At 68.9% G+C, this 12,419-nt stretch carries 10 protein-coding genes; 7 read left to right on the plus strand and 3 right to left on the minus strand.

Annotated elements, in window-relative coordinates:
* Nucleotides 1-20: 20 nt before the first annotated feature.
* Nucleotides 21-1,295, plus strand: a complete 1,275-nt coding sequence (locus tag AC3ANS_RS06620; protein WP_488295376.1) for an HNH endonuclease — start codon at nucleotides 21-23, stop codon at nucleotides 1,293-1,295.
* An 88-nt stretch (nucleotides 1,296-1,383) separates the two neighbouring features.
* Here AC3ANS_RS06620 and AC3ANS_RS06625 read toward each other — a convergent pair whose 3' ends face one another.
* Nucleotides 1,384-2,691: an AlbA family DNA-binding domain-containing protein gene (locus AC3ANS_RS06625; RefSeq protein ID WP_488295377.1), complete on the minus strand. Its 1,308-nt coding sequence runs from the start codon at nucleotides 2,689-2,691 to the stop codon at nucleotides 1,384-1,386.
* Between the two features lie 2,475 nt (nucleotides 2,692-5,166).
* Between AC3ANS_RS06625 and AC3ANS_RS06630 the strand changes: the two genes are divergently transcribed.
* Complete coding sequence (locus tag AC3ANS_RS06630; RefSeq protein ID WP_488295378.1) at nucleotides 5,167-6,333, plus strand: IS110 family RNA-guided transposase; 1,167 nt, start codon at nucleotides 5,167-5,169, stop codon at nucleotides 6,331-6,333.
* Nucleotides 6,334-6,371: 38 nt separating this feature from the next.
* On the opposite strand, the gene yczR is transcribed toward AC3ANS_RS06630, so the two are convergent.
* Entirely contained in the window at nucleotides 6,372-7,808 is a 1,437-nt protein-coding gene (yczR, locus tag AC3ANS_RS06635) for a MocR-like transcription factor YczR (protein WP_488295379.1), read from the minus strand.
* Between the two features lie 62 nt (nucleotides 7,809-7,870).
* Between yczR and yczE the strand changes: the two genes are divergently transcribed.
* Together yczE and AC3ANS_RS06645 are read left to right on the plus strand one after the other, a co-directional pair.
* Entirely contained in the window at nucleotides 7,871-8,572 is a 702-nt protein-coding gene (yczE, locus tag AC3ANS_RS06640) for a membrane protein YczE (protein WP_488295380.1), read from the plus strand.
* A gap of 51 nt (nucleotides 8,573-8,623) precedes the next feature.
* A complete protein-coding gene (locus tag AC3ANS_RS06645; protein WP_488295381.1) occupies nucleotides 8,624-9,061 on the plus strand; it encodes an iron chaperone in 438 nt (145 codons plus the stop codon).
* A gap of 1 nt (nucleotide 9,062) precedes the next feature.
* Here AC3ANS_RS06645 and AC3ANS_RS06650 read toward each other — a convergent pair whose 3' ends face one another.
* Nucleotides 9,063-9,629, minus strand: a complete 567-nt coding sequence (locus AC3ANS_RS06650; RefSeq protein WP_488295382.1) for an O-methyltransferase — start codon at nucleotides 9,627-9,629, stop codon at nucleotides 9,063-9,065.
* A 386-nt stretch (nucleotides 9,630-10,015) separates the two neighbouring features.
* On the opposite strand from AC3ANS_RS06650, the gene AC3ANS_RS06655 reads away from it, so the two are divergent.
* The 3 genes from AC3ANS_RS06655 (at nucleotide 10,016) to AC3ANS_RS06665 (ending at nucleotide 12,409) form a co-directional block, all read left to right on the plus strand.
* Nucleotides 10,016-10,153: a hypothetical protein gene (locus AC3ANS_RS06655; protein WP_488295383.1), complete on the plus strand. Its 138-nt coding sequence runs from the start codon at nucleotides 10,016-10,018 to the stop codon at nucleotides 10,151-10,153.
* A gap of 45 nt (nucleotides 10,154-10,198) precedes the next feature.
* Complete coding sequence (locus tag AC3ANS_RS06660; protein WP_488296439.1) at nucleotides 10,199-11,242, plus strand: 3-isopropylmalate dehydrogenase; 1,044 nt, start codon at nucleotides 10,199-10,201, stop codon at nucleotides 11,240-11,242.
* Between the two features lie 93 nt (nucleotides 11,243-11,335).
* On the plus strand, nucleotides 11,336-12,409 hold the full coding sequence (locus AC3ANS_RS06665; RefSeq protein WP_488295384.1) for a branched-chain amino acid aminotransferase: 1,074 nt from the start codon (nucleotides 11,336-11,338) through the stop codon (nucleotides 12,407-12,409).
* Nucleotides 12,410-12,419: the final 10 nt, after the last annotated feature.

Genomic DNA, 12,419 nt, shown 5'->3' on the forward strand with positions numbered 1-12,419 from the left:
TACGTTCTATATCATGTGGCATGGCCACGGTCTTCGAGCACGACGCGATCCGGGTCGGCGACACCGCCGACCTGGTCGAGGCGATCCGTGCTCTGGAGGACCTCAAGGCGCGGGCCAGTGCGGCCCAAGCGCGGTTGACCGCCGAGCTGGCCGCGGGCGCCGGTCGGGATCGGCGGCGCACGGTGGCTTCCGAGGTGGCGCTCGCGCGGCGGGAGTCCCCGGCCCGTGGCGTCCGGATGGTCGGCCTGGCGACCGCGTTGACCACCGAGCTGCCGCACACCCTGGCCGCGATGGAGGCCGGCGTGCTCTCGGAGTGGCGGGCCACCCTGATCGCCCGCGAGACCGCCTGCCTCGAGCCCGACCTGCGCACCTACGTCGACCACCAGCTCTGCGCCCCGCTGCCCGATGGGACCTACCGGTTCGAGGGCTGGGGTGATCGCCGCCTGGTCGCCGAGGCCCAGCGCCTGGCCGCGAAGGCCGACCCGGCTGCGGTGGTCAACCGCCGTGCCCAGGCGGTCGGGGACCGACGCGTCAGCCTGCGCCCCGCGCCGGACACCATGGCCGTGCTCACCACCGTCCTGCCTGCCGAGCAGGGCGTCGCCGCGTGGGCCACGCTGACCCGGGCGGCCGACCAGGCCCGCGCCCTGGGCGACCCGCGCTCCCGCGGCCAGCTGATGGCCGACCTCCTGGTCGAGCGGATCACCGGACAAGCCCGCGCCGACGCGGTCCCCGTCGCGGTCAACCTGCTGATCTCCGACGAGGCTCTGCTCGCCGGCGGCCACGAACCCGCCTGGCTGATGGACTACGGACCGGTCCCCGCCGACACCGCCCGCGGCCTCACCCAGACGGCCGTCGACGACGCGATCGCCACGCTGCGCCAGCTCTACGCCACCCCCAGCACCGGCCGGCTGGTCGCGATGGAGTCCCAGGCCCGCTGCTTCCCGCAGGGCCTGGCGCTGTTCCTCGACCTGCGCGACCGGACCTGTCGTGGCCCCTACTGCGACGCCCCGATCCGCCACCACGACCACATCACCGACCACGCCCACGGCGGCCCCACCACCGAGGTCAACGGCCAAGGCACCTGCGAACACTGCAACCTCGCCAAGACCGACCCCGACTGGACTACGGCCGTGGTCGAGCAGACCCACACGGTCGAGATCACCACCCCTACCGGCCACCGCTACCGATCCCGAGCCCCCGCCGCCCCCACACCATCCCGACTGCGACCCCCCGCCACCCCGAGGTCACGACTCGAAGCGCACTTCGTCGACATGCTCATCGACTGGGCCGCCTGACCTAACGCGTCTCACCTGTGTGCAGGTGGGATCACTTGCGGAAAGACTCACAACGTCACCCCGCGAATCGCGGCGACTCCTGGTGCGGCTAGTTGGCAACGAAGACGTCGATTAGGTCTCCTGGGGTGAGGCCGGTCTCTCGTCCGGATTGGTTGATGGCATCGCGAGAGAGCTCGATTAGTGCGCCTACCGTCTCGTCTAACCCCTCAGAGAACGGGAGCGTCCCCTCGACCGGGATGAATGGCGGTACTCGGTCGTCCACTCGAAATGGGCGGAAACCGGCGCCTCCGAAATCCAGGTGGCGAAAGGCAGTCGTCGATGGTTCGATCGACAATCTCACCTCATAGTCGCCGACTACACCTCGGACTCGGGCTGTGCTTCTGGCGAGGCTCATCAGATCGACGCATAAGGCATCGAAGTCGATGGCGGCAATGAACCTGTCGTCTATGGGATCCCTCGGGTTGAAGACGCCGCCCCGCGATAGCGCGACCGCGACCGACCCGTCTTGATGAATCTCGGCCAATGCGATGTACTCACCGCTGCCAATCTGTCGTCGCGCTGTTTGGCGATAAAGGCGAAGGCCACGTCGTACATCGGCACCAATGAGCAACTCGCCGGGCCGCAGCGTGGAAGCCTGTCCCGATGCTTGACCTGCACGGCTACTAAGGTTCCACGCATCCTCGAACGCCCGGGTCGCCCGCATCATGTGCAACCGTTCGGTGACGTAGACCTGTGGCTGCGCTGGGCGGGCGACGGCCGCAATCCACGCACCACTTGTCAGGTTCGACGCGAACTGGTCGTAGAGGTCGCGCAGTTCCTGTTCGCGGCGGCGACTGCGGTGGGCGCGTGCCGCGTAGGCGGCCTCGACCTGGCGTTCGATCATCCACTCCGTGTGGGAGCCGTTACGCCAGGGAACTCCGAACCAGTCTCTCTGGTTCTTCGGGCGGATTAGATGGGGGGCGTCCACACTGACGGGGACGTTCATCGCGAGTACGACCTCGGCCTCGTCGGCCGACCGGAGAACTGTGAACCGAAGGCCAATGACTGGGGGGTAGATGTCGTTGCTTGCCACGCGACGGATCGTTGTCATCAACGCTTCATCTACAGCCCCAACTGTGACCAAGCGCTCGGCGTGGCTACTGGCTTGCCCTCGGGTCTCGCTTACCCCGTAGACGATGAGCCCGCCATTCGTATTGGCCATCGCCGCAACGTCCTTCGCGAGCTCGTATTGCTGTGCATCACGACTCGGACCCTTCTCCGCTGTCAGGGGAAGGGACTGCTTCCAATCCAGGTCGTCGGTCTCCTCGACTCTCTCGGAGATGGCTGTGTGGATCATCTGAAGCGTTAGATCCGGCGTTCTGTCCCCAAGGATGCGATGAAGAGGAGTCACGGGCATGCACTGATTCTGCTACCAACTCGTCCGGACCGACCTGGCCAGGCTGCATTGAGCTAACCCGACAGGCGGCGGATTGACGCTAGTGGCAGCGTTCCCGAGCACGAACGCTGGTGGCGCTCGTCCGATCGTTCAACCCAACTCGAGCCTGAACAAGTGCGGAGTGCTGCTGTTCAGGACCGCCTCGGCGTCGAACTCGACCAACATCGGCGCAGTCGGCGCCTGCGTTATCACCGCTGTAGCCATGACGTTTCGGACATAGCAACAGTATTCCCGTGCGGGCCTTCGATCACGTGCGTGTCAAACGCACCATTGTCCAAAATGGGTCACCACGCTTCACCGGTCGACGCCCCTACACACTCAACCGCGAAACGTTGAGCCCCGGCCTGAGGCTTGGACTTTGGGGCACCTGCAGTGGTGCGGGACGAGCGAATGCGTTCGTGTAGAGGTATCGACCGCCCTGCGCCCGAAGGGGCATCCCGGTCCGCGGATCCTCCCGGACTCTCTGGCGTCGCATTAGGCCGTCTTCGCATAGCGCTTTGATACCTCGGCGGAGGGTCCTGTCGTTGAACGGGACCCGAATGTGGTGGTCCGGGCGCCGACCATCTTCGTCAGCGAACCAGTCGAGCGGTCGAAACCAGACTCCGTCGCCAAGGTCCCTACCAGCCTGCAGCCCATTCATTGCGGGATCGGCTCGGGCGTACCTCTCGGCGATCATTGCTGCGAAGTAGGCGGCGAGCTCGGGATTTCCCCACCGTCCGATCCGACGTGACGCGAACAACGATCCGAGCACGGTCACGTAACTGGCCCCACGAGCACCGGGGTCGTCGTAGGGGTTCCCAGATCCGTCGTCACGCAGGACCGTGATCCCAGACCTGCCACCAGGGCGGAGGTCCCGTCGCAACAGCTTGTGGCCCTCCAACTGCTCGATCTTGTCACCCACCCAGTTGCGTTTCAGGACGGTGTCGGACTCGGTGAACTGTCCTGGCGGTCGGACGAGGTCATGCAACACCTCCCACCTGACCGCCAGTGGGACGGTACCTGCACCGGTCCCGTCCGCCTCCCCGTGCACGGCCAGACTCCGAAGCAATAGGTCCATCTTTATCGCGCCAGATGCTCCGCGTGAAAGAAGTGGGCAGACGGCGTCTCGCACATAGATCTCACGCACACGCAGGCGCACGCGGCCGCCGACCTGCGCGTACGTCATAGCGACGACTCCTGACCTGGCTCCGCATCCTGGAGTGAGGTGAAACCAGGAGAGCCGCTTGCACTGCGGGCCGCCTCGCGCACCTCGGAAGACACCCTCCGTCGAGCGTCGCTGAGTCGGGACGGCAATGAAGTAGTCGGGCTAAGCCGATCAGGGGTGCCGGCCAACGGCGGCCGCCGCCCGTGGGCAGTCCCCACAACGATGGAGAGGGCCTGCGCGGCGTCCTTCACCTCGCTCTTCGTCATGCGGGCGACAAACACGACGACGCCGCCGCAGATGACGACGAGCAGGCAGAGCCCCAGGCACGTCATGAACGCGACCATTGACGCGTGGCGCGCAAGCGACTCGAAGTTCATAGTTCCAAAATTACGGCTCCGAGTCTCCTTATCATCTATCACGGACTAGATCCGTGTTAGAAGTCCTGTTGACCGAACATGTGTTCGCGCTCGGGGGAGTCGCTGTCAAGCGATGACCCGGAACGGCCGCTGTCTGGAGGAACGTCCGAAGGCGTTGCCTGCAGTCGATCCAGGGCCAGCTGGTGGATAGGTGCAGCACGAGTTGTCCGCCGGTCCATGGGTCCGTGACTCGTCGCGGTGGACGTTGGGGACCCGAGCGAGACGGGCGGGTCGGACGGGATGAGTCCATCCATCAGGGCGAACCTAAGAAGCCGCGGACGCCATGCATCATCGCGGTGAGAATCGAGTCCATCAGTTCACGTCGCCGAGTTGGTAGATCTAGGGCTCGACGTGCGCGCGCTGGATCCCGACGAGCGGGTCCAGGCCGTTCGCACCAGGCGAACCAGCGCCTGAGCTCATACGTGTACAGCTCGTGGGCGTGCCCGGAGTATTGGGCAAGGTCGGAGAACGCGGCGAGCTGAGCCGTCGACATCGTGGCGGGCTGGTACGGCAGCGGGACCGTGTGGTCAGACATGAAGAACCCTCACGCGCGGCGTCACGACCTCGCCGGCCTGCCCGCGCCAACACGACCGGGCACTGCGCCCTTCACGCTAGTCGCCGAACGCCTCACCTACCCGCGTCCGTTGCGGCTACTAGAGGATTCCCGTAGGACCGGTGTCTGGCCAGACTCGGTTCAGGTGATCGGCGGGCAGCTCTCTTTGCGGCTGCCCACCGGCTGATCTGGTGTGGCTCACTTCCGGTCTGCGGCCCGCCGGTCACCGTGACGAGGCGTGGCTCAAGAAGGGACTGCCCTGCTCGTAGTAGCAACGCCCGCCTCGCCGTCCACATCGGATCGAGCACAGGCGGGAGCAGCACATGGAGCACGTCATCATCGGGGTCGATCCCCACAAGCTGTCGGCCACGATCGAGGTCGTCGACCAGCACGAGCTGATGCTCGGTTCGGGTCGATTCACCACCAGCCGGACCGGCTACGCCGCGATGCGCAACTACGCCGCGGCTTGGCCAGAGCGGGTCTGGGCGGTCGAGGGCAGCAACGGCGCCGGCCGCCCGCTCGCACAACGACTGCTCGAGGACGGTGAGCAGGTGGTGGACGTGCCAGCGAAGCTCGCCGCCCGAGTCCGACTGTTCGACACCGGTCACAACCGCAAGACCGACGCCCACGACGCGCACGCGGTCGCTGCCGTTGCAGTCCGCACGACGAACCTGCGGGTGCTGCAGCTTGACGGTGAGCTCGAGGCACTGCGGATGCTCACCGACCGCCGCGAGGCACTCACCAGGCGCCGTGTTCAGACCGTCGACCGGCTCCAGGCTCTTCTCGCAGAACTCCTCCCAGGACAGGCGAAACGCGACATCACCACCGGCCAGGCCAAAGCCATGCTCGCGTCAGTCCGACCGCGCGACATCGCCGGGAAGACCCGCCGTCGCATCGCCGCTGAAGAGCTCGCCGAGCTGGTCGCGGTCGAGGCGAAGATCAAGAAGTCCACCGCCGAGCTGAAGGCAATCGTCCTGGCACGCGGCTCCCGCCTGATGGACCTCCACGGCGTCGGCCCCGTCGTGGCCGCACGAGTCCTCGCCGACGTCGGGGACGTGACCCGCTTCGCCGACCGCAACCGGTTCGCGTCCTGGACCGGCACCGCACCACTCGATGCGTCCTCCGGCGAGCAGAACCGCCACCGACTCTCACGCGCCGGCAACAGGCGGATCAACCACATGATCCACATCGCCGCGATCAGCCAGATCCGACTCAACACCGACGGCCGCGCCTACTACCGACGCAAGCGAGCCGAGGGCAAGAAGCCTCTCGAGGCGATCCGCTGTCTCAAGCGCAGGATCTCGGATGCGATCTACCGCCAGCTGGTCGAAGACGCACAACGCGCCGCAGTCGAGGACCTTGGCACGGGCCCGGGAGGGCACTGCGGGGCGACTCTTCAATCCAGCGCGGTCGACCTACCCCCGCACATCGACACTTCGGATCAGCCACTTCCCGGACCCGCGGAAAAGACGCTACGCCGAACCGGTTGACAACAGAAGGGAGCCGGAATGACGTGGACGGGCCCCGCCTACGCCACCATCACCCGCCCTGAAGACCTGACGGCAGAAGCCGGCTGCTCCCGCACGACCTCCCAGGCGGCAGCGATGCGCCGCACGCCCTCGACGAGCTCCTCGGGCCGCCGGCCCCAGGGAATGCGGACGAACGAGTCGAGGCCGCCCTCGGCGGCGAACACCGGGCCGGGCACGATCGCGACGCCGTGCCGCTCGGCCTCGGCGGCGAGTGCGGAGCCCAAGGGCGCGGGCAGGCGGCACCAGAGCGCGAGGCCGCCGGTCGGCACCCGGAAGGTCCACTCGGGGAGGTGCTCGCGCACCGCGGCGACGAGCACGTCGCGCTGGGCGCGCAGCACCTCGCGGTTGGCGGGCAGGATCTCGTGGGCCATGTCGAGCAGCCGCACGAGCACCAGCTGCTCCATGACCGGGGCACCGAGGTCGAGGGAGACCCGGGCCTGGGTGAGCCGCTCCATCTGTGCGTGCGGCGCGCGGATCCAGCCCAGCCGCAGACCACCCCAGAACGCCTTGCTGGCACTGCCGAGCGTGATGGTCTCCGGGGCGTACGCCGCGAACGGCCGGGGCATCTCCTGCCCGTCCAGCGCGAGCGACTGGTGGGCCTCGTCGACGATCGGGGTCGTGTGCGCCCGGCGCAGGTGTCCGGCGTACTCCTCGCGCTGCGCACCGGTCATCAGGTGCCCGGTGGGGTTCTGGAAGTCCGGGATCAGGTAGGCCAGCCGGGGCGCGGTCTGGCGGATCGTCGCGGACACGGCGTCGAGGTCCCAGCCCTCGGGGTCGACCGGCACCGGCGTGAGCCGGGCGCCGGCGTGCCGCAGCGCGTCGGTGGCGTTGGGGTAGACCGGTGACTCCACCAGCAGCCGGTCGCCGGGGCGGGTGAAGGCCTGCGCCACGATGGACGCCGCCGCCAGCGCGCCGGAGGTCACCATGATCTGGTCGGGATCCGTGGGCAGTCCCCGGACCTCGTACGTCGCCGCGATCGCGCGCTGGAGGTCGGGCAGCCCGACGGGGAAGTACCCGTGGCCGCCGAGGTACGCCGGCAGCTCGGCCGCGGCCTCGGCGTACGCCCTGGCGAGACCGACCGGCGCGGCGGGGGCCGCGCAGTTGAGGTCGACCACGTCGTCCCCGCCGGTGCGGGGGAGCAGGGCCCGGTCGTGGGCACGTGCCCGTCCGCCGGGCACCCGCGTGAACGTGCCGGCGCCGCGCCGGGCCACGGCGTAGCCCGCCTCGCGCAGCTCGGCGTAGGCCCGCGTCACCGTCGTCCGCGAGACGCCGAGCGCCTCGGTGAGCTCGCGCTCGCTGGGCAGCTGGGTGTCCCAGGGGATCCGGCCGTCGCCGATGACGAGCACCAGCGCCTCCGCAAGCCCGGCGTAGGCGGGGGAGCGGTCGAAGTCGCCGACGAGGGTGGCTATGCGCGCTGGGCTCACGGTGCGGGCCATGCAGGCCACTCTTCCACGAGTGGCTATTTATGAGAAGGCCAATCGCCCGCCACCATGGTCCGGTGACCTCCCTCGCCACCGCCCGCCCCGGCCTCACCGACCTCGGCCCGATCGCCCAGCTGCGCGCCGGCCGCCTCGGTCGCCGGCTGCCCCAGCTCTTCCTCGGCCTGGTGTTGTACGGCGTCTCGCTGGCGATGATGGTCCGCGGCCACCTGGGCCTGGCCCCGTGGGACGTCCTCCACTCCGGCCTGATCCGCCACGTGCCGATCACGCTCGGCCAGGCGGTGGTGGTGATGAGCTTCGTGGTGCTCCTCGGGTGGATCCCGCTGCGCGAGACCCCCGGCGTCGGCACGATCTCCAACGCGCTGGTCGTCGGGTTCTCCGCCGACGCCACGTTGTCGGTGCTCGACCGCGCGGACGGGATCGTGCTGCGGATCGCCCTGATGCTGGGCGGTGTGCTGCTGTGCGGGCTGGCGACCGCGCTCTACATCGGCGCTCAGCTCGGCCGCGGTCCGCGCGACGGGTTGATGACCGGCCTCGCCCGGCGTACCGGCCGCTCGCTGCGCCTGGTGCGCACCGGCCTCGAGCTGGCCGTGGTGGTGATCGGACTGCTGCTCGGCGGCACGCTGGGCGTCGGCACCGTGATCTACGCGCTCGCGATGGGGCCGCTGACCCAGCTCTGGTTGCCGGCGTTCACCATCGATGTGGGCGCCCCGGCGTCATCGGTCAGGAATCGAGAAGCGACGGCGATCGCGCCGAACTAGGTTTCCGGAGGTGGCCGGCATCCCGGACCGGCCCGGACGAGGGAGACCACCATGACCGCCACGCAGACCCACGGATTCAGCGAAGCGGAGCGCGCCGCCATGAAGGCGCGTGCCGAGGAGCTGCGCGCCGAGGGCAAGAAGGGTCAGAAGTTGGCCGAGGGCCTGCAGCAGGTGCTCGACGCCATCGAGAAGATGACGCCGGAGGACCGGATGCTCGCCGAGCGGGTGCACGTCACGGTGACCGAGCACGCGCCCGACCTCGCCCCCAAGACCTGGTACGGCATGCCGGCGTACGCCAACGCAGACGGCAAGATCGTGTGCTTCTTCAAGAACGCCGCGAAGTTCGGCGAGCGCTACTCCACCCTCGGCTTCGAGGGCGCGGCCGCGCTCGATGACGGCGACATGTGGCCGACCGTCTACGCGCTGACCGCCTGGACCCCCGCGGTGGAGAAGCGCGTGGCCGAGCTCGTACGCCGAGCGGTGTCCTGAGTCAGCGCTTCGTGGCGATCAGGGCGGAGGCGTCGGGGGCCACCATCACCTCGACCGAGGTGAAGCGCTCGTCGGTCAGCCACTGCTCGCGCAGGGTGTCGACCCGGCCGTAGGCGATCGGCGGCCACACCTCGCACGGCGTGAAGTCGTCGAGCACGACGATGCCGCCGGCCTCGACCAGGTCGGCGATCGAGTCCACGCCGACCTCGGTGGGCTCTCCCGAGTCGAGGAACAGCAGCGAGAACGGCCCCTTGTCGAGCAGCGTCGACCAGTCCGCGGAGAGCACCTCGACCTGCGGGTCGTCGACGAAGATCTCAGCAGCGGCGTCGGCGAGCTTGGCGTTCAGCTCTGCGGTGATGATCCGCGCGTCGCCGCGGACCCCGGAGCGCAGCCAGGCGGTGCCGACGCCGCAGCCGGTGCCGAACTCCGCCATCACCCCGTCGCGGGTGGCGGCCAGCGCGGCCAGCAGGCGGCCGGTCTCGTTGCGGCAGAACGACACGTACCCGGCCTTGCGGGAGACGGCGAACGCGCGGGAGACCACGTCGGGCAGGTCGGGCGGGGCGCTCATGGGGCGAGTCTCTCATCGCGGGACTCCTGTCTCGCATCGCGAACAGTCTGTGGAATCTCGTCGCGCGATCCCGAGGGCTGTCGTACGGTGTTCGCACCATGCGGAACGTCTTCGTACTTATTGACTGCCGCGGCGAGGCTTCTTAAGAGAGGCCACCTCGCCGCGGTGTTCGGCGTTGACGGTCTCTCGGTACATCTGAGTCGAAGATGTCTCCGCGCGAGACCCGCCGCCGACAGCATGGCGCGATCCGCATCCTGATGGTTTCTCCCTCGCTCGTGCGATCCACGAGCGATGCGCGTATCCCGCGCCGGGCCATCTTCGTCTCAGGTGTATCGGGGCCGCACGGCTCACCGCACCCGACACGACACCCGAGAGAGAACACCGCCATGTACGACATGTATCCCGACTGGGGACCCGCCAGCCATCACCCCGAGAACCCGCGCAGCTACGAGAACGTCAGCGCTGCGCTGCAGGCCTCGCTCGACCTGCGGGACAACGGCGGCCAGCGCCCCGACGACAACTAGCCTCGACGCATGACCACCGCAAGCACTCCTGTCTCGTCCGGCTCCCTGCGACTCGCCGTCATCCCCGGCGACGGGATCGGACCCGAGGTGACGGCCGAGGCCCTCAAGGTCCTCGAGGTCGCCTCCCCGGACGGGGTGAAGTTCGAGCAGACGCGCTACGACCTCGGTGCCGAGCGCTACCTCGCCACCGGCGAGGTGCTGCCCGACTCCGTGCTCGCCGAGATCCGCGAGCACGACGCGATCCTGCTCGGTGCCGTCGGTGGCAAGCCCAACGACCCGAACCTCCCGCCGGGCATCCTCGAGCGCGGGCTGCTGCTGCGGCTGCGCTTCGAGCTCGACCACTACGTCAACCTCCGCCCGTCCCGGATCTTCCCGGGCGCGGCGTCCCCCCTGGCCAACCCAGGTGAGGTCGACTTCGTCGTGGTCCGCGAGGGCACCGAGGGCCCCTACACGGGCAACGGTGGTGCCCTGCGTGTCGGCACGCCGCACGAGGTCGCCACCGAGGTGTCGGTCAACACCGCGTTCGGTGTGGAGCGCGTCGTGCGCGACGCCTTCGCCCGGGCCCAGCGCCGTCCGCGCAAGAAGCTGACGCTGGTCCACAAGACCAACGTGCTCGTCAACGCCGGCTCCGTGTGGTGGCGGCTGTTCCAGGACGTGGCCCGTGAGTACCCCGAGGTCACGACCGACTACATGCACATCGACGCCGCGATGATCTTCATGACCACCGACCCCGCGCGCTTCGACGTGATCGTCACCGACAACCTCTTCGGCGACATCATCACCGACCTCGCCGCCGCGATCACCGGCGGCATCGGCCTGGCGGCCTCCGGCAACGTCAACCCCGACCGGACGGCGCCGTCGATGTTCGAGCCCGTGCACGGCTCCGCGCCCGACATCGCGGGCCAGCAGAAGGCCGACCCCACCGCCGCGATCCTCTCCGCGTCCCTGCTGCTCGACCACCTCGGCCACCCGGACGCCGCCGCGACCATCGAGTCTGCCGTGATCGCCGACCTGGCCGCGCGCGAGCCGGGCGCGATCCGCCGTACCTCCGAGGTCGGCGACGCGATCGCCGCGCGAGTAGCGGGCTAGTCGCGCCCCTCGTCCATTCAGACCGACGGCCGGGCCACGCTTCGTGTGCCCGGCCGTCGGCATTCGCCAGGAAGGCCTACTAAGTTGTCACCCATGGAGATCAGCACCACCCCGTCCACCGTCGCCGTGTCCGACGAGCGCCTCGCCGAGATCCTCGCCAACCCGGGCTTCGGCGTGCACTTCACCGACCACATGCTCACGGTCGAGTGGACGCCGGACGCGGGCTGGCACGACGCGCGCGTCGAGCCGTACGGGCCGCTGACGCTCGACCCCGCGACGGCCGTCCTGCACTACGCGCAGGAGATCTTCGAGGGCATGAAGGCCTACCGCCACGAGGACGGGTCGATCTGGTCGTTCCGTCCCGAGGAGAACGCCGCGCGGATGATGCGCTCCAGCAAGCGCCTCGCGCTGCCGGAGCTCGACGTCGCCGACTTCGTGCAGGCCGTCGACGCCCTCGTCGCCGTCGACCAGCGGTGGGTCCCCGACCAGGCCGGCGAGAAGAGCCTCTACCTGCGCCCGTTCATGTTCGCCTCCGAGGCGTTCCTCGGGGTGCGGCCGGCCCAGCACGTCACGTTCATGGTCATCGCGAGCCCGGCGGGCGCCTACTTCAAGGGCGGCGTCAAGCCGGTCACGCTGTGGCTGACCGAGGAGTACACCCGTGCCGGCCGCGGCGGCATGGGCGCGGCCAAGACCGGCGGCAATTACGCCAGCTCGCTGATCGCCCAGCAGGAGGCGACCGCCAACGGCTGCGACCAGGTCGTGTTCCTCGACGCCCAGGAGGGCAGGTACGTCGAGGAGCTCGGCGGCATGAACATGTACTTCGTCCACGACGACGGCACGATCGTCACCCCCGAGATCGGCACGATCCTCGAGGGCATCACCCGCTCGAGCATCATCGAGCTCGCCGGCAAGCTCGGCCACCAGGTCGTGGAGCGCAAGTTCTCCATCGACGAGTGGCGCGAGGGCGTCACCAGCGGCCGGATCACCGAGGTCTTCGCGTGCGGCACCGCCGCCGTCGTCACCCCGGTGGGGGCCCTGAAGTGGGACGGCGGCGAGGTCCCCGCGCCCGCGGGCACCGACCTCACCACGCGGATCCGCCAGGCCCTGGTCGACATCCAGTACGGCCGAGCCGAGGACACCTTCGGCTGGATGCACCGCATCGTCTGAAGCTCGACTA

It is taken from the genome of Nocardia sp. 149-1B (genome assembly GCF_057747975.1).